At 67.2% G+C, this 25,379-nt stretch carries 18 protein-coding genes; 11 read left to right on the forward strand and 7 right to left on the reverse strand.

Features of this window, described 5'->3' with window-relative positions; genetic code table 11:
* Positions 1-155: 155 nt before the first annotated feature.
* On the reverse strand, positions 156-1,742 hold the full coding sequence (locus LXN01_RS03435) for an L-lactate permease (RefSeq protein ID WP_236863171.1): 1,587 nt from the start codon (positions 1,740-1,742) through the stop codon (positions 156-158).
* 468 nt (positions 1,743-2,210) lie between these two features.
* Between LXN01_RS03435 and dusB the strand changes: the two genes are divergently transcribed.
* The 7 genes from dusB (at position 2,211) to LXN01_RS03470 (ending at position 11,060) form a co-directional block, all read left to right on the forward strand.
* On the forward strand, positions 2,211-3,344 hold the full coding sequence (gene dusB, locus LXN01_RS03440; RefSeq protein ID WP_272902180.1) for a tRNA dihydrouridine synthase DusB: 1,134 nt from the start codon (positions 2,211-2,213) through the stop codon (positions 3,342-3,344).
* On the forward strand, positions 3,341-4,636 hold the full coding sequence (locus LXN01_RS03445) for a deoxyguanosinetriphosphate triphosphohydrolase (protein ID WP_236863172.1): 1,296 nt from the start codon (positions 3,341-3,343) through the stop codon (positions 4,634-4,636). Before dusB ends, LXN01_RS03445 begins: the two co-directional genes overlap by 4 nt.
* Positions 4,637-4,679: 43 nt before the next feature.
* Positions 4,680-6,854: a DNA primase gene (gene dnaG, locus LXN01_RS03450; protein ID WP_236863173.1), complete on the forward strand. Its 2,175-nt coding sequence runs from the start codon at positions 4,680-4,682 to the stop codon at positions 6,852-6,854.
* Positions 6,855-7,104: 250 nt separating this feature from the next.
* A complete protein-coding gene (locus tag LXN01_RS03455) occupies positions 7,105-7,782 on the forward strand; it encodes a TetR/AcrR family transcriptional regulator (protein ID WP_236863174.1) in 678 nt (225 codons plus the stop codon).
* Between the two features lie 59 nt (positions 7,783-7,841).
* Complete coding sequence (locus LXN01_RS03460) at positions 7,842-9,536, forward strand: MDR family MFS transporter (protein WP_236863175.1); 1,695 nt, start codon at positions 7,842-7,844, stop codon at positions 9,534-9,536.
* Entirely contained in the window at positions 9,523-10,398 is an 876-nt protein-coding gene (locus tag LXN01_RS03465; RefSeq protein ID WP_236863177.1) for a D-2-hydroxyacid dehydrogenase, read from the forward strand. Before LXN01_RS03460 ends, LXN01_RS03465 begins: the two co-directional genes overlap by 14 nt.
* Positions 10,395-11,060, forward strand: coding sequence for a hypothetical protein (locus LXN01_RS03470; RefSeq protein ID WP_236863178.1), 666 nt, complete (start codon positions 10,395-10,397; stop codon positions 11,058-11,060). Before LXN01_RS03465 ends, LXN01_RS03470 begins: the two co-directional genes overlap by 4 nt.
* A 186-nt stretch (positions 11,061-11,246) precedes the next feature.
* Here the strand turns inward: LXN01_RS03470 and glpK are convergent, their stop codons facing one another.
* From glpK to LXN01_RS03485, 3 genes are all read right to left on the reverse strand, one after another.
* The gene (gene glpK / locus LXN01_RS03475; RefSeq protein ID WP_236863180.1) at positions 11,247-12,743 is read right to left on the reverse strand and encodes a glycerol kinase GlpK; all 1,497 of its coding nucleotides are present in this window, start codon (positions 12,741-12,743) and stop codon (positions 11,247-11,249) included.
* Between the two features lie 2 nt (positions 12,744-12,745).
* The gene (locus LXN01_RS03480) at positions 12,746-14,188 is read right to left on the reverse strand and encodes a glyceraldehyde-3-phosphate dehydrogenase (RefSeq protein WP_236863183.1); all 1,443 of its coding nucleotides are present in this window, start codon (positions 14,186-14,188) and stop codon (positions 12,746-12,748) included.
* A 177-nt stretch (positions 14,189-14,365) separates the two neighbouring features.
* Positions 14,366-15,100, reverse strand: a complete 735-nt coding sequence (locus tag LXN01_RS03485) for a DNA-3-methyladenine glycosylase (protein WP_272902171.1) — start codon at positions 15,098-15,100, stop codon at positions 14,366-14,368.
* Positions 15,101-15,272: 172 nt separating this feature from the next.
* Between LXN01_RS03485 and LXN01_RS03490 the strand changes: the two genes are divergently transcribed.
* Entirely contained in the window at positions 15,273-16,040 is a 768-nt protein-coding gene (locus LXN01_RS03490; protein WP_236863184.1) for a DedA family protein, read from the forward strand.
* Between the two features lie 122 nt (positions 16,041-16,162).
* Here the strand turns inward: LXN01_RS03490 and LXN01_RS03495 are convergent, their stop codons facing one another.
* The gene (locus LXN01_RS03495) at positions 16,163-17,206 is read right to left on the reverse strand and encodes a glutathione S-transferase family protein (protein WP_236863185.1); all 1,044 of its coding nucleotides are present in this window, start codon (positions 17,204-17,206) and stop codon (positions 16,163-16,165) included.
* Between the two features lie 233 nt (positions 17,207-17,439).
* Here LXN01_RS03495 and LXN01_RS16290 point away from each other — a divergent pair, with 233 nt between their 5' ends.
* A complete protein-coding gene (locus LXN01_RS16290; protein WP_236863186.1) occupies positions 17,440-18,507 on the forward strand; it encodes an FUSC family protein in 1,068 nt (355 codons plus the stop codon).
* A gap of 175 nt (positions 18,508-18,682) precedes the next feature.
* Here LXN01_RS16290 and LXN01_RS03505 read toward each other — a convergent pair whose 3' ends face one another.
* The gene (locus tag LXN01_RS03505; RefSeq protein WP_236863187.1) at positions 18,683-20,494 is read right to left on the reverse strand and encodes an AMP-dependent synthetase/ligase; all 1,812 of its coding nucleotides are present in this window, start codon (positions 20,492-20,494) and stop codon (positions 18,683-18,685) included.
* A gap of 275 nt (positions 20,495-20,769) precedes the next feature.
* Here LXN01_RS03505 and leuS point away from each other — a divergent pair, with 275 nt between their 5' ends.
* Together leuS and nadE are read left to right on the forward strand one after the other, a co-directional pair.
* Positions 20,770-23,646 (forward strand): leucine--tRNA ligase, encoded by a 2,877-nt coding sequence (leuS, locus tag LXN01_RS03510; protein ID WP_236863188.1) that lies wholly within the window; start codon positions 20,770-20,772, stop codon positions 23,644-23,646.
* Between the two features lie 133 nt (positions 23,647-23,779).
* Positions 23,780-24,607, forward strand: a complete 828-nt coding sequence (gene nadE / locus LXN01_RS03515; protein ID WP_236863189.1) for an NAD(+) synthase — start codon at positions 23,780-23,782, stop codon at positions 24,605-24,607.
* Positions 24,608-24,676: 69 nt separating this feature from the next.
* On the opposite strand, the gene LXN01_RS03520 is transcribed toward nadE, so the two are convergent.
* Positions 24,677-25,360, reverse strand: a complete 684-nt coding sequence (locus LXN01_RS03520; RefSeq protein WP_236863190.1) for a hypothetical protein — start codon at positions 25,358-25,360, stop codon at positions 24,677-24,679.
* Between the last annotated feature and the right edge of the window lie 19 nt (positions 25,361-25,379).

A 25,379-nucleotide genomic window follows, 5' to 3' on the forward strand; every position in this document is an offset into this window, starting at 1 on the left:
CGCCGGCTGGGTCGTCATGGCCTGCCCGGCGGCCTGTGTCGTCCGCAGGGCCGGCCGGGGTTGTCGGGACTGCCGGGCTGCCTTGTCGGATGCGATGCGGATCGGGGCCGTCATGAGCTGCCGAGCCGGCTTGTCGTGCCCGAAGCGGCTTGGTCTCAGTCCGTCAGCAGCCCGACGGCTGGGTCCAGCAGGCCCGCTGGGCCCAGCGCGGCCATCAGCGCGGTGCTGATGGCGACGATCCCCAGCGCCGACACCAGCGTGCGCGCCGTCATCGCCTGCAGATCCGGAATGCCGGATTCGGCACCCTGCTGTCCGGATTCGGCTCTCTGCTGTCCGGATTCGGCTCTCTGCTGTCCGGGATCGGCACCCTGCTGTCCGGATTCGGCGCGCTCGTTCCCGGAAGGGGCGTGCTCGTTCCCGAAATGGGGACTGCTGGATCGGGACGGGGGAGAGGCGGCAGCCAGCCCGACGGCCATCGCGACGCGCGGGGGAGCCGCCAGCGCAGCGAACGACCCGGCTGCATTCGCGAGCGCGACCGCGACGAGCGGATTCGCCTCGGCGGTTTCGGCCAGAGCGAGCACGGTGGAGGCGAACATCGCGTTCGCTCCGGTGTTCGATCCGGTGAGCACGGCCCCGAGAGCGCTCAGGAACGGGCCCGGGGCAGTCCCGGCGAACGCCACCCCTGCTCCGATCACCTGGCTCATGCCGTTGACCGACATGAGCCAGCCCATGAGCATGAACCCCGCGGTCGACAGACCCACCGGCACCCACGCACGTGTTGCGGCCCGCACGGTGTGCCGGTCAGTGGTCCGGGGGAGGGCCAGCGGCACCATCAGGCAGGCGATGGCCAGCCACGTGGAGGGGGAGGCGAGCACCTGAGCAAGAGGGTGCTCGCCGCCTCGCACCAGGCCACGTGCCGCCAGCAGCCCGACCGTCAGCACGCTGTACGGCACCAGCGAGCGAGCAAGCACCGCGTCCCCGGTGATGCGGCGCCCCCGCAGTCGGAACACTGCGAGCAGCACCATGATCACGACCAGCGCGCCGACGATCCCGGCCGGCGGCGTGCCGAAGAGGATGTTGGCGCTGAGAATCGCGGCCCACAGCAGCACCGCTGACCCCAGAACCACAGCGCCGCCCACCGGATCCCGCTCCGAACGGCACAGCCACAGCACCGCGACCGCCGCCACCAGCGTCGGCACGATGTTGACGACGCCGGTGGCTACTCCGAGCGCATCCAGTTCGAGCCCGGCCAGCGATGCGGCCACCGCGGTGCCGGGCCCGAGGGCGCCCCAGGGCACAGCGACGAGGCCGAGCAGGCCGAGCAGCGCAGCCCGAGCGGCGGGGTGACCGAGGGACAGCAGGATCGGAACGCCCACGGTGACGCCGATGCCGAACCCGGTGACCGCCTCGGCGAAGGGAACGACACCGAAGACCACCAGTGCGGTGCCCGCCACCCGAGACGGTGCCGCCTGCTCGATCACTGCGCCGATCCGGTCCATCGCGCCGGCGTCCTGCAGCAGCCGGGCCAGGATCATGCCGAAGAGCAGAATGGTGAGCACTTCGAGGACAAGACCCCCGTAGGCGATCGCGCCGGCAGGCTGCACTTCGAGGTCGAACGGACCCGCCGCAGTGAGCACAACCGCCGCAGCCAGCCCCATCGCCGCCGCCACGACCGGACCGCGGCGCAGCAGCAGGCACAGAATTGCGGCGAGCGCGGGCACAGTGCCGAGGAGAAGCGTCATGGTTCCCTTCTACCCCATCACCCAGGGGCAATCCGCCCGCGCCTGCGTCATCTCACTGTGGAGAACGTGAGTTCCCGCGCGGATGCTGGAATAATGCTGATGATGACCATTCCGAGCTCTGTCCTGAGAAGCGCCGCCCCGGCCGGTGCCGTCGAACCCGCCGAGGCGCCCCACGTGTCGGCGGCAGCGTCGCCCACTGCACCTGTCGGTGCGTCCGCTGCGTCTCCCGCTGCCTCTGTCGGCGCGGCTGCTTCGCCCGCTGCACCTGTCGGTGCGAAGGTGCCGACTGCTGCCGCTGTCGGCGTGTCCGCTGCTGGCGGGCCCGTTGTCGCGCCGCCTCGGCTGCCCGCCGAGGGTACGCGCGCCGCACGCGTGGATGTCGCATCCGCGGACGGCGCATCCGCAGACGGCACACTCGCGGAAACTGTGCCCGGGTCCACCGCAGACGCCGAGTTCGCGCCGCGGACCCTGCGCATCGGCGACATCGAGCTGGCCTCACCCGTTGTGCTCGCGCCGATGGCGGGAATCACCAACACCGCTTTCCGTCGGCTGTGCCGCGAGTACGGCGCCGGTCTCTACGTCACGGAGATGGTGACGAGCCGAGCGCTCGTCGAGCGCTCGCCCAAGAGCATGCGGATCATTCACCATGAGCCGTACGAAACCCCTCGGTCCGTGCAGGTGTACGGCGTCGACCCGGAGACCATCGGACAGGCCGTGCGGATGCTCGTGGAGGAGGACCGCGCCGACCACATCGACCTGAACTTCGGCTGCCCCGTCCCGAAGGTCACCCGCAAGGGTGGCGGATCCGCCCTGCCGTGGAAGCTCGACCTGTTCACCTCGATCGTCCGCACCGCAGTCCGAGAGGCGTCCCGGGGGGACATTCCGCTGACCGTGAAGATGCGGAAGGGCATCGACGCCGAACACCTCACGTACCTCGACGCCGGACGCATCGCCCGCGACGCAGGAGTCGCCGCGATCACCCTGCACGGGCGGACCACGGCGGACCTGTACTCCGGAACCGCCGACTGGGATGCGATCGCCCGTCTCAAGGAATCACTGGGCGACACTGTTCCGGTCCTCGGCAACGGCGATATCTTCGCCGCCGAGGACGCCGTGGAGATGATGCGCACCACCGGCTGCGACGGCGTCGTCATCGGCCGCGGCTGCCAGGGACGTCCGTGGCTGTTCGGCGACCTTCAGAACGCCCTCGCCGGTCGTCCTGAGCGGATCCGACCCAGCCTCGGAGAAGTCGCCGACGCCGTCTGCACTCACGGCGAGTACCTCGCCGAGTACTACGCCGACGAGTTCTACGGTGTTCGGGACCTGCGCAAGCACATCGCGTGGTACTTCAAGGGCTATCCCGTCGGCGGTGAGCTGCGACGCAGCATGGCGATGGTGTCCTCGCTGGCTGAGCTGCGAGAACTCCTCGCCGGGCTCGACCGCGCGCAGCCGTACCCGGGCGCCGATGCCGAGGGCTCCCGCGGGCGCACCACCCGCCCCAAGAAGCCCCACCTGCCGGAAGGCTGGCTCGACTCGCGGTACATGGAGGACTCCCGGAAAGCCGAGCTGGCGCTGGCCGAACTCGACGTGTCCGGAGGATGAGGGTGGCCAACGCTGTCGTGTCGGCCGGGGTGGCCGGCTACTCCGCCCACGATCAGGAGCGGTGGGTCGCGGAGTCGGCGAAGAACCCCCGCCGCACCGCCTTCCAGCGTGACCGCGCCCGGGTTCTCCACTCCTCGGGGCTGCGGCGGCTGGGAGCGAAGACCCAGGTGGTCTCCCCGGGCAGTGACGACTTCGTGCGCACTCGGCTCACCCACTCGCTGGAAGTCGCTCAGGTCGGACGCGAGCTCGCGCGATACCTCGGCTGTGATCCGGAGATCGTCGACACCGCCTGTCTGAGCCACGACCTCGGCCACCCGCCGTTCGGGCACAACGGGGAGACGGTGCTCGACGAGATCTGCTCCGGCATCGGCGGATTCGAGGGCAATGCGCAGACTCTGCGGGTGATCACCCGCCTGGAGCCCAAGGTGCTCAGCACCGACGGCCGTCCCGCGGGTCTCAACCTCACCCGCGCAACACTTGACGCCTGCACCAAGTACCCCTGGTCACGCGACGACGCGCCGTCAGGGAAGACGGGCGCACCGGTGCGGAAGTTCGGCGTCTACGACGATGACCGCGAGGTCTTCGACTTCTTCCGGGACGGTCATCCCGACGGTGAGCGGTGCCTGGAGGCCCAGCTGATGGACCTCGCCGACGACATCTCCTACTCGGTGCACGACGTCGAGGACGCGGTGTTCTCCGGCCATCTCGACCTCTTCGCCTACGAGCACGATCATGCGCTCGGCGGCCTGATCGACATCACGCGGTCCTGGTACCTGCCCGAGGCGCGTGACGGGGACATCGTCAAGGCGCTCGACCGGCTGCAGTCGGCGGCGTACTGGCCTGAGGAGCGCTACGACGGATCGCGGCGTGCTCAGGCCGGGCTCAAGCACATGACCAGCCAGCTCATCGGACGGTTCGCAGGAGCTGCGGAGGCAGCGACTCGCGAGGAGTACGGATGGGAGCCGCTGGGCCGCTACGACGGCAGCCTCGTGGTGCCGGAGGCGACCCGCACAGAGATCGCAGTGCTCAAGGGGCTCGCAACAGTCACCGTGATGGTCGCCGAGGATCGGCTGCGCCTGCAGCGGATCCAGGCCCGGGTGCTGTCCACCCTGTGCGAATACTTCTCCGAGCGCCCCGAGGCGATGGATCGGATGTTCTTCCTCGACCATCAGGAGGCAGACACCGACGCTGACCGACTCCGCGTGGTGGTCGACCAGGTCGCCTCGCTGACGGACCACTCCGCATGGACGGCGTATCACCGCATGCAGGCTGACGAAGCGAGCCTGCTGTAGTGCGGGGAGAGCGGGCGCTTCGGGTGCCGGCCGGGAGTCTGCAATGGCGGGTCTGATTCGCCGTGAGGACATCGACGAAGTGCGCGCGCGCGCACGCCTCGACGAGGTCGTGGGCGAATACGTCACCCTGAAGAACGCCGGAGTGGGCTCGATGAAGGGGCTGTGCCCGTTCCACGACGAGCGCACCCCCTCATTCCACGTCCGTCCCCAGGTGGGGCTCTACCACTGCTTCGGCTGCGGAGAGAGCGGGGACGTCTTCTCCTTCCTGCAGAAGATCGACGGCATGACCTTCGCGGAGTCGGTGGAGCGGCTGGCGGAGAAGGTCGGCGTGCAGCTCGTGTACGAGGAGGGCAAGGGGCCCGATCGTGAGGCCGTCGGCCGGCGGCAGCGGCTCATCGACATGCACGAGGTCGCCGAGGGCTTCTTCCGCGAGCAGCTGAAGGGTCCGGCTGCCCAGATCGGACGGCAGTATCTCGATGAGCGCGGATTCGATGCCGACGCGTGCGCGACCTTCGGCGTGGGCTTCGCTCCCCAATCCTGGGACGCCCTGCTCAACCACCTGCGCGGTCGGGGCTTCGAGACCCAGGAGATCATCGCCTCGGGCCTGGTCAGCCAGGGGCGACGGGGGATCTACGACCGCTTTCGCGGACGACTGGTCTGGCCGATCCGCGACGTCACCGGGCGCACTATCGGATTCGGCGCGCGCCGCCTCTTCGACGACGATCAGGGGCCCAAATACCTGAACACACCGGAGACGCCGATCTACCGGAAGAATCAGGTCCTCTACGGCCTCGACCTCGCCAAGCGGTCGATCGCGAAGACGAAGCGAATCGTGATCGTCGAGGGCTACACCGACGTCATGGCCGCACACCTGTCGGGAGTCCAGCAGGCAGTCGCGACGTGTGGAACCGCCTTCGGCGCCGAGCACGTCAAGATCGCCCGGCGTCTGCTCGGTGACGACTCGACCCACAGCGGAGAGGTCGTCTTCACCTTCGACGGCGACGAGGCCGGCCGAGCGGCGGCTCTCAAGGCCTTCGAGGAGGACCAGCGCTTCGTCACCCAGACCTTCGTGGCCGTCGAGAAGCACGGAATGGACCCCTGTGACCTGCGAATCGCTCAGGGAGACTCCGCAGTCCGCGAGCTCATCGAGTCGCGCCGACCGCTCTTCGAGTTCGCCATCACCTCGACTGTCGACCGGTTCGACCTGAGCACCGTCGAGGGCAGGGTCGGAGCAATGCGCGCCGTTGCGCCGGTGATCGCGCAGATCCGGGATGCTGCGCTGCGACCCGGCTATGAGCGATTCGTGGCCGGCCACCTCGGCGTCGACCCCGCGGAGGTGGCACGGGCGGTTCGCGCGGCCCGCAAGAGTTCGGGTCCCGGGTCGTCCACTGCCACACAGCCGGGCCGACCGAGCCAACAGGACCAACGCGGTCAGCACCCTGCTGGGCAGTATGACCGGCAGCAGTCGGGCCAGCGGAGCCGACCTCGGCAGGAGCCGTGGGGTCGACCGGGCGAATCCGACGTTCCCGATCGTCAGGATCGGGGCCGTCGACAGGACTCACGGGGCCAGCAGGGTCAGCGGGGCCAGTCCGGTCAGGGAGGCTCGCAGGATCGGCAGGGCCAGGGAGGCCGACACGGCCGGCAGGGCCGGGACGGTGTGCGCAGCAGTGCACGACCCACAGGGTCGGACGATGTTGCGGACACCTCGGCCGCGGTGGAGGCCTATGCCTCCGAGCTCGGGGGAGCGCCGGTGGACGTCACCGGACTCAAAGTGGAGCGAGGGGCCCTGCAGGTTGCGCTCCAGCAGCCCGGCTTCGTCAATGCCAAGCTGTTCGACGGCCTGAATGTGAAGGTATTCAGTGATCCCGCGCATCGCCTGGTCCACCGCGCCATGCAGGAAGCCGGCGGTATTCGGGTGGGGCTGTCCGATCCGGCGAACTGGCCGGAGAAGGTGCTCGAAGCCGCTCCGGATGAGGTCCGCGGCCTGGTCGGCGAGCTGGCCGTCGAACCGATCCCGGCAACTGACAGCCAGGGAGTCGAGCGGTACTCCCGAGGGATCATCGCACGGCTGTTCGACAAGGACATGGTGCGGATCGCGGGAGAGCTGCACTCGCGGCTGCAGCGCACAGACCCGACCGACGTGGAGACCAGTGCGCGCCTGCTCGATCAGCTGCAGATCCTCGAGCGTCAGCGGGCCCGCCTGCGCTCGATGATGTAGCTCGGCCGGCGTCGCATCGACGGGAAGCCGGACCGAAAGGTCGATCTGGACCTGCAGGGTCTCTCTCGATCGCCGCGGCCCTGGGGCCTGCTCGCCCTGCAGCGCCTCGCCGCGCAGCTCCAGTCTCGCCCCGCCTCGACCTGTCTCGATCCGCCCCGACCTGTCTCGACCTGCGGTGGCGCCCGTCACGGTTCTGCACTCGTGCAAAAATGCATTTGACGAAAAGTTGCATGAGATGCAAAATTGCACCATGAGCATTGCCGAGAATCCCACGAATTGTGCTGCCCCGGAAGAGGAGTCTCACCGGGACCGAAAGGCTCGGCTGACCCGCCGAGCGATCCATGTCGCCGCTGTTCACCAAGTCCTGGACCAAGGACTGGAGAATGCGACCGTCGCGCACATCGCCGCTGAAGCCGGCGTATCGACCCGCACCTTCTTCAATTACTTCTCCTCGAAAGAGGACGCGATCGTCGGCTTCACCGACCGCACCCTCGACGACGAGCAGATCGCGGAGTTCCTGGAACGTCCGCTGGAACCCGAGGCCCTCGTCGAGGACATCGCCCGCCTCATCCACGCCGCCTTCATGCTGACGTTCAACGACGACGAGGTGGCCACCGGTCGGCGCCGAATCTTCGCTCAGCATCCCGCGCTCCTGCGCCGGCAGTTCGAGAAGAACGAACGTCTTGAGGATCAGGTGACCGAGGTCGTCGCCTCACGAATCCGTCAGCACGGCCTCGAATACGACTCGCAGGAGCCGCTCGAGGAGGTGGCGCGGATGCTGGTGCTGGTCTGCGTCGCCCCGCTGCGTGCCACTGCCCGCCGGATCGCGCAGAAGGAGCGCGCGGACCTCGAAGAGGACTATTCGACGGAGATCTTCGAGCGCTCCGTGCGCCTGTTCCTCGATGTCGTGAAGGGACCCAGGAAATGACGGCTGCGCGCAGCGGAAAGCCCCCCGCGTCGGGACCCGAGGCGACCGCCGGTGCAGAGATGAGCAGGACCGCCATCCTGCTCCTCTTCATCGGCCTGATGGTGTCGATGTTCATGTTCTCCCTCAACCAGACGGTGCTGGCCACCGCGCTGCCGACCATCGTCGGCGAACTCGACGGCGTGGATCTCATGCTCTGGGTTTCGACCGCGTTCATGCTCGCCTCGACGATCATGATGCCCGTCTACGGCAAGATCGGTGACCTGTTCGGCCGGAAGCCGCTGTTCATCTTCGCCATCGTGATGTTCATGTTCGGCTCGCTGCTGGCAATGCTGGCCCAGGACATGATGCTGCTCATCGCGGGCCGTGTGTTCCAGGGCATCGGCGGTGGCGGGATGATGATCCTGTCGCAGGCGATCATCGCCGCGGTCGTGCCCGCCCGCCAGCGCGGCAAGTACATGGGCATCATGGGCTCTGTGTTCGCCGTCTCCTCTGTCGCCGGACCGCTGATCGGCGGCTGGCTCACCGACGGACCGGGATGGCGTTGGGCCTTCGCCATCAACTTCCCGCTCGGCATCTTCGCGATCGTCGCTGCGGCGTTGTTCCTGAAGATTCCGCGTGTCACCCACGAGAAGCGACCCAAGATCGACATCGGCGGAATGGTGCTGGTCGCGATCTTCACCTCCTCGGTCATCCTGGTCTCGGCGTGGGGCGGACATCAGTACGCATGGGACTCGCCGGTGATCCTCGGCATGATCGCCGCCGCCCTCGTGGCCGGCATCGCGTTCGTGTTCGTCGAGCGCAGGGTCAGCGAGCCGGTGATCCCGATGACGCTGTTCCGCGACAGGAACTTCGTGCTCGCCACCTGTGCCGGACTGACGATCGGCGTGGCGATGTTCGGCGTGCTCAGCTACATGCCGACCTACCTGCAGATGGTCCACGGCATCGACGCGACGGTGGCCGGCCTGATGATGGTGCCGATGATGGGCACGATGCTCGTGTCGTCGACCGCCGTCGGCTTCATCGTCGCCCGCACCGGCAGATACAAGGCGTACCCGATCGTCGGCATGGTGCTGATCGTCACCGCTCTGGTGTTCATGTCCTTCATGAAGGCCGACTCCCATGCCGTCTGGTCGATCCTGCACCTGGCCGGGCTCGGACTGGGGCTGGGATTGAGCATGCAGCTGCTGGTTCTCATCGTGCAGAACTCCTTCCCGATCGCAATCGTCGGCACTGCCACGGCTGCGAACAACTTCTTCCGCCAGATCGGGGCGACCCTGGGCATGGCTGTGATCGGCGCACTGTTCACCAGTCGGCTGATGAGCAACCTGTCTGCAGTGATGCCGACGGGTGCCGGCGCGCAGAGCGCGAACCGGCTCACTCCCGAGGCGGTCTCCCAGATGACCGGGCGCCTCCACGACGCGGTGGTCACCGGCTACAACGACGCGCTCATGCCCCTGTTCCTCTGGGTGGCGCCGCTGCCGCTGATCGGGCTGGTGTTCGTGCTGTTCATCAAGGAGATCCCGCTGGCGACGCGAATCGACCGGGCGAGCGTTCCTCCTCGCGCAGTCGTGGCGAAAGCACCGGCGGACCCGGCCCATGCGTCCTTGGATACAGTGGACTCGGCCGAGGACGCAGAGGACGAGGAGCGCGACGATGACGGTGCTGACGATTCTGACGGCGGAGGACAAGCCGCGACCCGCTCAATTCGATCGACTGCCGGAGAGCGCAGAAGTCCGGTGGGTGACCGCCCCTGAGCTCGCAGAGGCCCTCGTCGGAGCGGATGCCCTGCTGATGTGGGATTTCTTCTCCACCGCACTGGAGGACGCATTCGATTCGGCGGGCGACCTCAGGTGGATCCATGCCGCGTCGGCCGGAGTCGACACCCTGATGTTTCCGGCGCTGCGGGAGTCCGACATCGTGCTCACGAACGCCCGCGGCATCTTCGACCGCCCGATTGCCGAGTTCGTGCTGGCCTTCATTCTGCTGTTCGCCAAGGACATGCCGGAGTCACTGGAGCTGCAGGCCCAGCGCACCTGGCACCGGCGGGAGACCGAGAACATCGCGGGCACGCGCGCCCTCGTGGTCGGGACCGGCTCGATCGGCCGTGAGATCGCACGCCTGCTCGTGGCGGTGGGAATCGAGGTGCGCGGTGCCGGGTCCTACGCGCGCTCGAACGACCCGGTGTTCGGCGACATCACCGACTCGGCCCAGCTCGCCTCGCACGTCGCCGACGTCGACTGGCTCATCAATGTCACCCCGCTGACTCCCGCGACGACCGGGCTCATCGACGCCGAGGTGCTCGCCGCCCTGCCGACGTCGGCTCGGCTCATCAACGTCGGCCGCGGCGCCTCGGTCATCACCGAGGACCTGGTGGCCGCTCTGCGGTCCGGTGAGATCGCCGGCGCCGGGCTCGACGTAGTGGATCCTGAGCCGCTGCCTGCCGGTCATCCCCTGTGGGAGTGCCCGGGAGCCGTCGTCACCGCCCACATGAGCGGCGACACCCACGGTTGGACCGACCGGCTGGCGGATCAGTTCATGGACAACTGGGATCGGTTCCTGGCCGACGAGCCGCTTCTCAACGTCGTGGATCTGAGCAGGGGCTACGTCCGCTCATGATCGAGGATGAGCGCTACGACGAGCAGCGACGGCAGCTCGTCCGCCAGGAGGTCGCGACAGTCATGGGACTGCGGACCTCGGCATTCTTCGCGTATCTGCTGATTGCGCTCGCCATGCTGTCGGTCGCCGTCGGTGCTGCGATCGCCGCCTTCCGATCGACCCCGGCCGACTCGGTGATGCTGTTCATCGCCACCACGATGACGATGGTCGGGGTGGTAGCTGCCGTGGGCGCTGTGCTGAGCACACGCGGACTGCACAGGGATCCGCTCGACGCGCTGCAGCTGACCCGGCCCAAGAAGACCCGCGCACCCCGCAACATGCCCGCCGGCGTCAGCGTCCTCGTCGTCGCGATCCTGGTGGGCATCCTGCTGGCGTTCCTGCTGCTCAGCGAGTCCATCGCCATGGCAAGCGGAGTGCTGGTGGGATTCGTCTTCCTCGGCCTGATCGGACCCGCCTCGGCGGCCTGCTTCCAGTGGAGTGAGCGCGACCTCGACTCTCAGCTCGCTGAGGATCCGGCACTCCGGGAGCGAGTGGATTCGACGGTGCCGATCTGGGTGCACGACGCGCTGACGGACCGGGCCCTCGAGCGGCGTCGCAACGAGGCCAGGAAAGAGCGCTTCGCCAAGCGGATCGACCCGCCCGCGGACACCTCGGAGCCCTGACCGGGAGCTGACTGTCCTGTCGGGAGCTGACTGGTCTGTCGGGGGACTGACCGGTCTGTCGGGAGCCGATCGTCCTGTCGTGAGCTGAGTGGTCGGACCGGGAGCTGACTGTCCTGATCCGCGTCCGACCACGACTTGCGCCAGTGAACCTCGATCTCGGCGGGTTCTCACGCGCCGCCGGGATCCTCAGACCCAGCCGAGAGACCGCTGCACGGCGTCATCCCATCGTCGCAGGATGCGAGTTCGCTCGCCGGCATCGATCTGCGGCGTCCAGCTGCGGGCGACTGATCGGAACTGGCCGACCTCCTGCGTGTCCGCATAGGTTCCGGCCCCGATCCCAGCGGCGAAAGCGGCTCCGAGTGCCGTCGCCTCCACGATGCGAGGCCGGACGACCTCACACCCGAGCACATCTGCCTGGAACTGCATGAGGGTGTCGTTGACGCTCATCCCGCCGTCGGCGGAGATCCGCTCGATCTCGAAACCGGAATCCGACCGCATCGAGGAGAGCACCTCGGCGGTCTGGAATGCAGTGGACTCGAGAGCCGCGCGGGCGATGTGAGCTTTGGTGGTGAAGCGGGTGAGGCCGACGATCGTCCCGCGAGCATCCGGGCGCCACCGCGGGGCGAACAGCCCCGAGAATGCCGGCACGAAGTAGACATCGCCGCAATCCGGGACACTGGCGGCCAGCTCCTCGATCTCCGCCGAGGAGGAGATCAGCCCCAGCTCGTCGCGCAGCCACTGCACCACGGATCCCGCGACTGCGATCGAGCCCTCGAGCGCATAGCTGGGCGGCTGCCCGGCGATGGTATACCCGACGGTGCTCACCAGGCCATGCGAGGACCGGCGGATCTCCGTCCCGGTGTTGGTCAGCAGGAAGCAGCCGGTGCCGTAGGTGTTCTTGGTGTCGCCGGGGGAGAATGCGCACTGCCCGAAGGCTGCTGCCTGCTGATCTCCGAGGACACCGGTGATCGGCACTCCGCCCAGGAGCTGGTTCGCGTCGACCCGCCCGAATTCGCCGATCGAGGGGCGGATCTCCGGGAGCACGGCCTCCGGGATCCCGGTGATCTCGAGCATGCGTGGCGACCATTGCAGGGACGCGAGATCCATGAGCAGCGTGCGGGAGGCGTTGGTCGCATCCGTGAGGTGCAGACCGCCCCGCGGACCTCCCGTGAGGTTCCAGATCAGCCAGCTGTCGATCGTTCCGAACAGCAGTTCACCCGCCTCGGCGCGCTCGCGGATCCGAGGATCGGAATCGAGGAGCCACATGAGCTTGACCGCCGAGAAATAGGTGTTGACGGGCAGCCCGGTGATGCCGAGGATCTCGTCGGCCAGGCCCGCTTCGGTGAGCCGGGTGACGAACTCACCGCCGCGGGTGTCCTGCCACACGAGCGCCCGGTGGACGGGTTCACCGGTCCGCCTGTCCCACAGCACGGTGGTCTCGCGCTGGTTGGTGATTCCGACGGCACTGATGTCAGCGGCAGTGAGAGAAGCGGTGCCGAGCACGCGCCCGATGACTTCGCGGCTGGTTCGCCAGATCTCGGCGGCGTCATGCTCGACGAGCCCGGTGCCGGGGAAGTGCTGTCGGAATTCCTGGGCGCTGGATGCCACAGTGCGGCCATCTTCGGAGAAGATGACCGCACGTGTGGACGTGGTCCCCTCGTCGAGCGCGAGGATGTGGCCCATGGTCAGACGCGCTTGGGCAGCGACGGGGTGTCGATGCACGCCATGTCAGCCACGCAGCGGACGACCTGGCAGGAGTAGCCGAACTCGTTGTCGTACCAGACGTAGACCACGACACGGTCCCCGTCGACGATTGTTGCCAGACCGTCGACGATGCCTGCCCGCTTGGAGCCGACGAAATCAGTCGACACGACCTCGGGGGAGGCGATGTAGTCGATCTGATTGCGCAGCTGCGAGTGGAGCGAGGTCTCCCGCAGGAAGCCGTTGAGCTGGTCGACCGTGGTCTCCCGCTCCAGGTTGAGGTTGAGGATCGCCATCGACACGTCCGGGGTGGGGACGCGGATGGCATTGCCCGACAGTTTGCCCTTCAGCTCCGGCAGGGCCTTGGCCACGGCCTTCGCCGCACCGGTCTCCGTGAGCACCATGTTGAGGCCGGCCGCACGACCGCGACGCGACCCCTTGTGGAAGTTGTCGATGAGATTCTGGTCATTGGTGAACGAGTGGACGGTCTCGACGTGGCCGTTGCGCACTCCGAACTCGTCGTTGATCACCTGGAGGACCGGGGTGATGGCGTTGGTCGTGCACGAGGCGGCCGACAGGATCGTGTCGTCCGGCCGGATGTCGGAGTTGTTGACGCCGTAGACGATGTTCTTGATGTCGCCCTTGCCCGGTGCGGTGAGCAGCACCTTCGACACGCCGGGGCAGTCGAGGTGCTGCTTGAGACCTTCCTCGTCCCGCCAGCGACCGGTGTTGTCGATGACGATCGCATCCTTGATGCCGTACTCCGTGTAGTCGACCTGCGAGGGGTCGCCGGAGTAGATCACCTGGATGAGGACGCCGTTGGCCTGGATCGTGTTGTTCTCCTCGTCGACGATGATGGTGCCGTCGAACTTGCCGTGCACGGAGTCACGGCGAAGGAGGGAGGCGCGCTTGACGATGTCGTTCTCGCTGTTCTTGCGCACGACTATCGCCCGCAGGCGCAGACCGGTGCCGCCGGCGTGGTCGACGAGGATCCGAGCAAGCAGACGGCCGATGCGTCCGAAGCCGTAGAGCACGACGTCCCGCGGTTCACCGGGCGTCTCTCCCACACCATCCACGACGTCGGCGAGCTCACTGCGGAGGAAAGCCACGAGATCGGACTGGTCGGAGCTGCGGAAGCCTGCTGCCAGGCGACCGAGGTCGATGCTGCTGGTGCCGAGGTTGAGCGCCTCGAGCTCGTTGACGATGGCTGCGGTCTCGGCGATGTCGAGCTCGGCGCCGTCGAAGTGCCGGGCATAGCGGTGCGCCTTGAGGATTCCGGTGACCGACTTGTTCAGCAGGCTGCGGCCGTACACCGTCAGGAGCACGTCATTGTTGCGGTAGAGGCGACCCACGACCGGGATCATCCTCTCAGCGGCATCCTGCTTGGCTGCCCACTCGTCCATTGTTGCGGTCGTCTGATCAGTCACCTGACAGTCCCCTTCATTGCAGAAATTGCGATGTTCCGCAGCGGAAGCTCGATGATCCGCTGTGGAAATCCGTTGCTTGCTTGGATTTTACCCATTGTCGAACGATGCGGGCACCCGGTCCAAGGCGCGGTCTGCGTCCAACTCGGTGCGGAGTCTGCGTCCAACCCTGTGCGGAGCTCACCCGCGTCCCTTCACGAACGCTGAGACTGTCGGATCTCCCGGAATGCTGAAGCGCCACGGGAACGCCTCGGGATCTGCGCCGGGGCCGCTGACGCCCACGCGCGGACCGACGGCGAAAGTTGACAGCGATGCTGGGGGAGTGAATGCCCACTCATCGCCGAACAGGTCCGCACCGTCCGATTCCGTGGTCGCGCCGAGGGCCTGGGCAACGCAGCCGGGCCCGCGGGCCAGCTCGCGATCGGTGGGAGGGGTGCGGCGCCGGACCGAGCGGCGCTCGCGCGCGAGCTCATGGCCTGCGACGACTTCTCCGGCCCGTACCAGCAGACCGGTCGGCTCGCCCTCCGGCTCACAGACCATGTTCAGGCTGTAGTGGATGCCGTAGATGAAGTAGCAGTACAGATGCCCCGGCGGCCCGAACATCGAGGCGTTGCGCGGAGTCCTGCCCCGATAGGCGTGGGAGGCGGGATCGATGCGGCCGTCGTACGCCTCGACCTCGGTGATCCGGACGGCCACCTCCGGCAGTCCTGGGATGCGTCGGGTGAGAACGCCTCCCAGCACCTCGGGAGCGACTTCGAGAACGGGGCGCTCGAAGAATGCTCTGCTGATGGGAGGTCTGCCGTCGGTGGCGACGGGGGCCGAGCCATGGTCTCGTGCACCGGTCGAATTCGTTCCGGTGCGTGATGCCGCAGGGGCGGTGCCCGTGGATTCACCGGTGAGCGGAGTGCTGCTCAAAGAGGCGGTGCTCCTTCCTCGTGTCCTGGTCCTGCTGCATCTCGTGGAAGGTGGTGCAGAGCGAGGACGAGCAGGCTGGTGATGGCGGTGGGCTTCTCGGTCGAGGCTACTCGACGCGGCATGGATGCCGCGATTGCGAAAAATCCCAGACACCGACTATAGGCTTGCCGTCATGACTTCACACGCGACCGAGCAGCTGGCAGCAAGCTCCGGAGGAGCACTCACCGGATTCACCGGCTGGGTCGTCTCGGTGATGGAGACCCTGGGAGTGGCCGGCGTCGGACTCCTCGTCGCGCTGGAGAACATCTTCCCACCGATCCCCAGCGAGATCATTCTCCCATTGGCGGGCTTCACCGCATCCCAGGGCTCGATGAACCTCTTCGGCGCGATCGTCTTCGCGACCGTGGGCTCAGTCGTCGGTGCCCTCGGACTGTATTACCTCGGCTACGCCTTCGGACTGGAGCGGCTGCGCCGCTGGGCGTCCAAGATCCCCCTCATCGACGTCGTCGACATCGACAAGACGGTCTCGTGGTTCGCCAAGCACGGGCCGGCAGCAGTCTTCTTCGGCCGAATGATCCCGCTGTTCCGGTCGCTGATCTCGATCCCGGCCGGGGTCGAGAAGATGCGCCTGTCCGTCTTCATGCTGTTCACGACTCTCGGCAGCCTGATCTGGAACTCGATCTTCGTCGTCGCCGGTTACCTTCTCGGCGAGAACTGGCAGCTCGTCGAGGACTATGCGGGCTGGTTCCAGCGGATCGTCATCGCCCTGGTGCTGATCGCCGTCGTCTGGTGGGTGCAACGGCGGATTCGCCGCAACCGGGTCGAGCGTCGACTCGCCGCGGAGATCGAGGCAGGCGACCCGCACGAATCCGACCAGCGCGAATCCGATCAGCACCGATTCGGCCGGCACGATTCCGAGGACGGGCGCCGACCGCAGTGATCAGGCGCCTCGCCGCGCTGAACAGGAGATGAGCCCCCCGCTCGAGATCGGAGATCCGACCACGAGCGGGGGCTCGACTCCAGCGTGCCACAAGGCTGGGTCAGGCTCTGCTGATCCAGGCCTCAGCTGATCCAGGCCTCAGCCGTGTGAGCCGGGTCCACGGAATCGTGGGCGCTGGGCGGTCCGGGAGGGGTGCCCTCCCCGAAGGGCGAGCCGCCGAACCGCTCGTCGCGGCCGTGCTCGCTCAGCCAGCCGGAGAGGTCCGGGCCCACCGGCACGATCTGCGTCGGGTTGATGTCGGTGTGCACGATGAAATAGTGCTGCTTGATCTGGACGAAGTCGACCGTGTCACCGAACCCGGGAGTCTGGAACAGATCTCTGGCGTAGGCCCACAGGTTGGGGAAGTCGACAAGGCGCTGGCGGTTGCACTTGAAGTGCGAGTAGTACACGGCATCGAAGCGGACCAGAGTGGTGAAGAGCCGCACATCGACCTCGGTGATCGTCTCGCCCATCAGGAACCGGCGGGACTCGAGCCGGTCCTCGAGTGTGTCGAGGGCGTCGAACAGGCGGGTGAACGCCGATTCGTACGCTTCCTGGGATCCGGCGAACCCGCATCGGTACACCCCATTGTTGACCTCGGTGAAGATGAGCTTGATGAGCGGGTCCATCTCCGCGCGAAGATGCTCCGGATACAGTTCGGGTGCCCCGGGCCGATGATGCTCGCGCCACTGCGAAGAGAGGTCGAGGGTGATCTGGTTGTAGTCGTTGGTCACCACAGCCCCCGATGGGATGTCGACGATCGCCGGCACGGTGATCCCGCGCGGATAGTCGGGGAACCGGGCGAAGTACGCCTCCTGGAGCCGCTCGATGCCGAGCACCGGGTCCCTGCCGTCCTCGTCGAGATCGAATGTCCACGACCGCTTGTCGTGCGTCGGTCCCGGCATTCCGATCGAGATCGCGTCCTCCAGCCCGAGGAGGCGGCGTACAATCATCGTGCGGTTCGCCCACGGACATGCGCGCGCCGCGATCAGCCGGTAGCGGCCCGATTCCACTGGCCATTCGGCTTCGGGATCGGCCAGGATCCGGTCGGTGATGTAGTTCGTGTCCCTCTTGAACTCCTGTCCTTCGGTGACATAGCTGCCCTTGGTGTCGTACTGATCTTTCAAGATGTGCCTCCCGGCGTCAGGTGGCGAGCGTGGTTGAACTCTCGAGTCTGGCACATTCACGTCGTCGGAGTCTGTGTGCTGCATGGCGGGGATTTCGCCCGAGGAGCCGCTCGTCGCATGCGGTCCAGCGGACTCGCGCGTCGCCGGCGGTTCGACATCACCAGGTCGACATCAGCAGGTCGCCATTGCGAGCCGCATGGTGCGAGAAGGAGGATTGGGAGACAGTGAGGGCAGTGGAAGCACCGAGGTGGATGCGGCCGGGGAAGCTCGGTCGGCTGGACGTGGAAGCGGGAGTGCGCGCCGGAATCTGCGTGCTCGTGCCGCTGCTGGTGCTCCTGTTCGCCGGGCTCTCCCAGCTGTCCGCCTACGTCGCATTCGCTGCTTTCACCTCCCTCTACGGGCGGTACGAGGCCTACCGCTCGAGGCTGGTGACTGTCGTTGTCGCCGGCATCAGCTTCCTGGTGATCATCGCCGTGGCCATGGTGGTCGCGATGCTCGGCGGCGGCGTGATCACGATCGCTGTCGGCCTGTTCATCGTCTCCGCGCTCGGCGTGGTGCTGTCCTCCCATATGGGCTGGATCCCGTTCGGCTCAGTGTTCTACGTCTTCTCCTTCAGCGTGATCTCCAGCATCCCGGTGACCGCGGAGGAGTACCTCCCGCGATATTCGATCTCGGTGGCCACGGTGGTGTTCTGCTGGATCGTGGCCATGGCCGGCTGGCTGATCCGGCGCGCACCCGGACGACATCAGGCCGTGCTGAGCCGACTGCGGAAGGTCGAGCGCCGGCCCGGTGCCTGGCGCGACGGGATCGTCTGGCTGCACGCCGGGGAGAATGCCCTCGGTGTCGTCGTGGCTCTGCTCATCGCCGCCGGCATGGGTCTGAGCCACTCCTACTGGGCTGCCGTGGCCGTCGCCGCCTGCGTGCCTCGCCCCTACGCGCCGCGCAAAGTGACCCGCATCATCCACCGAGTCATCGGGACCGCGCTGGGCGTCGTCGTCACCGGACTGATCCTGCTGACCGGTCCGCCCGTGTGGGTCGTCATCGTGATCGCCGCATTCTGCCAGTTCATGGTCGAGCTGTTCGTCGGCAAGGTCTACTGGTTCGCGCTGCTCTTCATCACTCCGCTGGCGCTGCTGGTCGGGCAGCTGTCGGCACCGGCCCCGGTGGGCGTCATCCTCACCGACCGGGTGCTCGACACCACGATCGGGGGCATGGTCGCGCTGGTCCTGGTGCTGGCCGGAACCGGAGCCGCAGTCACGTGGAAACAGTACCGAGCGGAGGCTGCCCAGGCCCACACCTGAGCAGCCTCCCTGACCGACCCGCGGCTCCTCCGGCCTCCCGCCCGGCCGGGCCCGAGGCGCCTCGGGACTCGCGCTCTGCCGGTCCCGGGCGCCCTGCTGCCGTCTTCTGCCGCGCGCTTGCCGGTCCCCGGCTGCTACCGGGTGACTATCCTGCTGCCGTCATCTGTCGCGCGCTTCAGCGCACGGGCTGGCCGGCGTAGATCTCGTCGATCAGCTCAGCGAAATCGCGGTCGATCAGGTGACGCTTCACCGACTGCTTCGCTGAGAGATACCCGTTCTGCTCGGTCAGCTCAACCGGCACGATCCGGAACTCCTTGATCCCCTCCGCCTTCGACACAGTCGAATTGGTCCGCTCGACGGCCCGGGCGACCGCATCTCGAACGCGCTCGTCGGAGGCCGCCTCCTTCAGCGTCATCGCCGGCAGGCCCTTGTTCTCCAGCCAGCCGGGCAGCATCTCGGGGTCGAGGAAGATCAGCGCGGAGATGAAGTTGCGGTTGTCGCCGAGCACGACCGGCTGGGCGATGATCGGATGCCTGCGGAGCGAGTCCTCCAGCGGAGCAGGAGCGACGTTCTTGCCGCTCGAGGTGACGATCAGCTCCTTCTTCCGGCCGGTGATCCGCAGGTAGCCGTCCTCGTCGAGCTCGCCGATGTCCCCGGTGGCGAACCACCCGTCGACAAATGTCTCGGCGGTGGCCTTCTCGTTCTTCCAGTACTCCCGGAACACCGAGACTCCCTTGGCGAGCACCTCGCCGTCCGGGGCGATCGCAACCGCGCAGCCGGGCAGCGGCACTCCGACCGTCCCGATCTTCGCCTTGCTCGGGACGTTCACGGTGATGGGAGCGGTGGTCTCGGTCAGCCCGTAGCCTTCGAGGACGACGAGCCCGATGCCGCGGTAGAAATGGCCGAGGTGCTCGCCGAGCGGTCCGCCTCCGGAGACAGCATGCCCGACGTCCCCGCCCATCACGGCGCGCAGCTTCGAGTAGACGAGTCTGTCGAACACCGCGTGCTGGAGACGGATTCCCATCGGCACGCGTCCCTCGTCGAGCGCTCTCGAGTACGCGACGGCGACCGCCTCGGCCCGGCGGAAGATGCCGCCCCGGCCCCCGCTCTCCGCCTTCGCCAGCGCGGCGTTGAAGACCTTCTCGAAGACGCGCGGGACGCCGAGGATGAACGTCGGCTTGAACGACGCCAGGGAGTCGGTCAGCTTCGTCAGATCGGAATTGTGGGCCAGCACGACGCCCGAGCTGATGGCGAGCACCTGGATGAACCGCGCGAACACGTGCGCCAATGGGATGAACAACAGGCACCGGGCGCCCGGCCGGACGACCTCGGGAATCTGCACCTGGGCGGCCTGCGCGGTCTGCACGAAGTTCGCGTGGGTGATGACGCAGCCCTTGGACTTGCCGGTGGTGCCCGAGGTGTAGATCAGCGTCGCCACCGAGTCCGAGGTGACGGCGGCCCGCCGCGCCTCGAGCTGCGCGTCGGAGATCCCGGAACCGGCGGCGCGGAGGTCGTCCAGGCCGGACTCCTCGTAGACCCAGATCGTCACCGGTGAACCGCCCACCGCGGCCCGGACGCGGTCGGCATGCGCGCTCGACTGGACGAAGCCGCGGTCGACGCCCGCGTCCTCGATCATCCAGGTGAGCTGGTCGTGGGATGCCGTGTCGTAGAAGGGGACGGAGATGCCGCCGGCGAACCAGATCGCATAGTCGGCGAGCGTCCACTCGTATGCCGTCTGTCCGAACAGTCCCACCCGCTGTCCGACCTCGACTCCGGATGCGACGAGCCCCTTGGCCACTGCGCGGACATCGTCGAGGAATTCCTGAGCGGAGACATCCTCCCAGCCGTCACCCGCCGGCCGCGCGAGCAGAGTCGCGCTGGGATCGACGGAGACCCGGGCGAGCAGCGTGTCGGTGGTGGTCGACGTCGTGTCGACCTCGTAGCCGGTGACCGGGGTGACGGACTGGGGCATGGTGTGCGCTGACATCGGCATGTCTCCTTCGGATGCTTCGTGCGGGTGCTGTCGTCGGGGAGTGGCACTCCGCGGGCGACTCGGCGATCGGGGGCTGCTGCCTTCGATCCTATGGTCCGGGGTGCGTTGCAGGGCGTCGTCATCCGGGAATCGTTGCGGTTTCTCGACCTTTTCACGGGCCGCGATCCCAGGGAGTACCATGGCTGGGTTGAGTCACCTGGATTGTCGCATACCGCTGATCGGCGACCAACTGGCGAATTCCGCGTAGAACCGCATGTGAAAGGACACCCATGAGCTCTGCCGCTGAGCAGCCCGATTCCGTCGACTTCCGCTATGACGCTGATCTTGCGGGTCGGATCGAGGAGAAGTGGCAGGAGCGGTGGCAGCGGGAGGGGACCTTCGCGGCTCCCAATCCGGTCGGGGAGCTCGCCGAGGTGCCGCGCGGAGTCAAGGCTCAGGACCTCGAGCCGGTGTACATCATGGACATGTTCCCCTACCCGTCCGGGAAGGGGCTGCATGTGGGCCATCCGCTGGGCTATCTGGCCTCGGACGTGTACGCGCGCTTCAACCGGATGCTCGGCAAGAACGTCATGCACGCTCTGGGCTACGACTCCTTCGGCCTGCCCGCCGAGCAGTACGCGGTCCAGACCGGCCAGCACCCGCGCATCACGACCGAGGAGAACATCGCGAATATGCGCCGGCAGCTGCGCCGGCTCGGACTCGGCCACGATGATCGGCGCACCTTCTCCACGACTGATCCGGATTTCATCAAGTGGACCCAATGGATCTTCCTCCAGATCTTCAACTCCTGGTACGACCCCGAGGCGCGCGACGGCAAGGGCGGCGCCCGGCCGATCGAGACGCTGGTCGCGCAGTTCGAGGCCGGTCGCGACACCGGCATCGGTCGGCCCTGGACGGAGCTCAGCGGTGCTGAGCGCGAGGATGTGCTGCAGCAGCACCGGCTGGCCTACGTCTCGGAATCGCCGGTCAACTGGTGCCCGGGTCTGGGGACCGTGCTCGCGAACGAGGAGGTCACTGCCGAGGGCCGGTCGGAACGGGGCAACTTCCCCGTCTTCACCCGCAAGCTCAAGCAGTGGAACATGCGCATCACGGCCTACGCCGACCGGCTCGACGACGACCTGGACACCGTCGACTGGCCAGCGGCGGTCAAGCACATGCAGCGCAATTGGATCGGCCGCTCGACCGGAGCAGTTCTGACGTTCCCGGTTCGCGACGGTCTGGACATCGAGGTCTACACCACCCGACCGGACACCCTCTTCGGCGCCACGTCCATGGTGCTCAGCCCCGAGCATCCCCTGGTGGAGGCGCTCACCGCCGAGCAGTGGGACGCAGACGTGCCGCAGAAGTGGCGCGGTGCAGCGGACACCCCGGCCGAGGCGGTCGCCGCCTACCAGGCCCACGCGGCGCGCATGACTCCGGCAGAGCGGCAGGAGAATCCGGAGAAGACCGGCGTCTTCACCGGCACCACGGTGGTCAACCCCGCCAATGGCCGCGAGCTGCCGGTGTTCGTCGCCGACTACGTGCTCATGGGCTACGGCACCGGGGCGGTCATGGGTGTGCCCGCCGAAGACAAGCGGGACTGGGACTTCGCCAAGGAGTTCGGTCTGCCCTACGTCCGCACGGTGCAGCCCGGACCCGATCATGACGAGGACGCCGCCTTCACCGGCGAGGGCCCCAAGATCAACTCCGCCAATGCGGAGATCGATCTCAACGGCACCTCGGTCGAAGAGGCCAAGGAGCGGATGCTGGATTGGCTGACCGCCAAAGGCCTGGCCCGCGCCGCCACTCAGTACCGCCTGCGCGACTGGCTGTTCTCCCGCCAGCGCTACTGGGGCGAGCCCTTTCCGATCGTCTACGACGAGGAGGGCACTCCGATTGCGCTGCCGGACGAGCAGCTTCCGGTCGACCTGCCCGAGGTCTCGGACTTCTCGCCGCGCACCTTCGCCGCCGACGACGTCGAGAGTGACCCCGAGCCGCCGCTGGGCCGCAACCAGGACTGGGTCAACGTCACTCTCGACCTCGGCGACGGTCCCAAGACCTATCGGCGCGAGACGAACACGATGCCGAACTGGGCCGGCTCGTCCTGGTACCAGCTGCGCTATGCGGACCCGCGCAACGCCGAGCAGCTCGTCGATCCGGTCAACGAGGCCTACTGGCTGGGACCGGACGAGACGAGCACCTCGGGCGGGGCGGACCTGTATGTCGGCGGCGTCGAGCATGCTGTGCTGCACCTGCTGTACTCACGGTTCTGGCACAAGGTCCTCTACGACCTCGGTCACATCAGCTCGTTCGAGCCGTTCCACAAGCTCATCAACCAGGGCTACATCCAGGCCTTCGCCTACACGGACTCGCGCGGGGTCTACGTCCCGGCGGACGAGGTCGAGGAGAAGACCGACGATGCCGGGGTGACGACCTACTGGCACGGAAGCGACCAGGTCGAGCGCGAGTACGGCAAGATGGGCAAGTCGCTGAAGAACATGGTGACGCCGGATCAGATGTATTCCGAGTACGGCGCCGACACCTTTCGCGTGTACGAGATGTCGATGGGCCCGCTCGAGCTCTCGCGGCCATGGGAGACGCGCGCGGTCAGCGGTGCCCAGAGGTTCCTGCAGCGAGTCTGGCGCCTCGTCGTCGACGAGCGGACCGGGCAGACGCTGATCACCGACGACCCGGCAGACGAGGAGACCCGCAAGCTCCTGCACGCCACGATCGCCGGGGTCCGCGAGGACATGGAGAACTTCCGGTTCAACACCGTCGTGTCGAAGCTCATCGTGCTGACCAACCACCTGACCAAGCAGGGGACCGCACCGCGGGAAGTCATCGAGCCGCTGACCATCATGCTCGCCCCGCTGGCACCGCACCTCGCGGAGGAGATCTGGGAGCTGCTCGGCCACCGGGAGACCATCACCTACCAGGACTATCCGGATCACGACGAGCAGTACCTGGTTCCCGACACCGTCACCTGCGTGGTGCAGGTGAAGGGGAAGGTGCGCGATCGGCTCGAGGTGGACCCTGGCATCAGCGCCGAGGAGCTCGAACGCCTCGCGCTGGCATCCGACGGGGCGCAGCGAACGCTCGCCGGCGCCGGAGTGCGGAAGGTGATCATCCGCGCACCGAAGCTGGTCAACATCGTCCCCGACGCCTGAGCCCGAGCGCTGAGCGCAACGAACCCCCGCGGCGAAACATCGGTGAACAATCAATCCCCGCGGCGAAACACCGGTGAACAATCAATCCTCGCCGCGAAACCCTGGCGAAACGCTGGCGCGGTAGCCTGGGGTCATGAGCTCATTTTCTCAGCATATTCGCACAGTGCTCGGCGTGGTGCCCGAGATTGACCCCCGGGTCGAGGTCGATAGGCGTGTCCAGTTCCTCGTCGACTACTGCCTGACCGCGGGCGCCTCGGGCTTCGTCTTCGGCATCTCCGGCGGGCAGGACTCGACGCTGGCGGGGAAGCTCGCGCAGCTGGCCGTTGAGGAGCTGCGGCGACGCAGCCACCAGGCGGAATTCCATGCCGTTCGGCTGCCCTACAGGGTTCAGCACGATGAGGACGACGCGCAGGCCGCCCTCGACTTCATCGGCGCCGATCACGAGATCACGATGAATATCGCCGGTGGGACGGACGGCATCGCGGAGGAGTTCCACAAGGCGCTCGGGCAGCCGATGACGGACTTCGACAAGGGCAACGTGAAGGCGCGGATGCGGATGATCGCCCAGTACGCGATCGGTGCCGACCACGGTCTGCTCGTCATCGGCGCTGACCACGCGGCCGAGGCGGTCACCGGTTTCTACACCAAGTTCGGCGACGGCGGAGCCGACGTGCTGCCGCTCGCGGGCCTGACCAAACGCCAGGGGAAGGCGATGCTCAGGCACCTCGGCGCTCCCGAGCAGCTCTACACCAAGGTGCCGACCGCCGATCTCCTCGATGAGAATCCGGGAGAGACCGACGAGAGCTCGCTGGGGCTGACCTACGAGCAGATCGATGACTACCTCGAGGGCAAGGACGTGCCCGACGACGTCGCCGATCGCATCGAGATGCGCTTCCGCTCGACCGAGCACAAGCGCCGGATGCCGCCCGGACCGGACGACACCTGGTGGATTCGGCACTGACCGGACTGAACTCCGAAGTGATGTGCACGGCAGCGGCGGCTTCTGACGGAGCCGCCGCTGCCGTCGGCTTCAGGAGATGACGCTGTTCTCCAGCGCGATGCGCTCGAAGGACTGCCGCGTGCGGAGGAACGCATCGATCCGGCGCTCACCGATCTCGCGGGCATCAGAGAAGGATCGCCAGCCGCCAGGGCGTTCGTCGCCCGGGACGACCTCCAGCAATCCGTTCTCCTCGCGCGCTTCGGCATCCACCCACTCCGCGAACGCCTTGCCCGCACGGTAGAAGTCCATGAAGGCGAAGTGCGAAGCCTGATTCTCGAAGCTCGTGTGCGAGAACTCGTCCAGGAAGGTGCGCAGCGGCACCAGCAGCTGGGGATCGAGTTCGCTGAAGCCGGACTCCAGGCGGATCTGCTGGACGAGGCCCGATGTCGTCGGAAACAGCTCCCGGATCCGGTCCGCGCGCCTGGTGTCCTCCCCGGGTTCGTCCTCTGCAGGTGCGCTCAGGGTGACGCCGCCGATCGCCCCGCGTGCCTCGGCGAGGCGCGCGTTGAGGTCATCGATCCGGGCCTGCTCCTGCGACCACTGCTGCTGCAGCAGCATCAGCACGCCCAGCATCACTGCTACCGACACCAGGCCGATGATCCAGGCCACTGAGTGCAGGCCAGGAATGAGGTAGACGACCAGGCACACTGCGGCGGTGCCCGCGAGCACGGTGGCGGCAGGTGAATTCAGCAGGAAATCTCCGAGACGCTTCACATGTCCCAGAGTAGTCAAT

The organism is Brevibacterium daeguense, assembly GCF_021729135.1.
Lineage (GTDB): Bacteria > Actinomycetota > Actinomycetes > Actinomycetales > Brevibacteriaceae > Brevibacterium > Brevibacterium daeguense.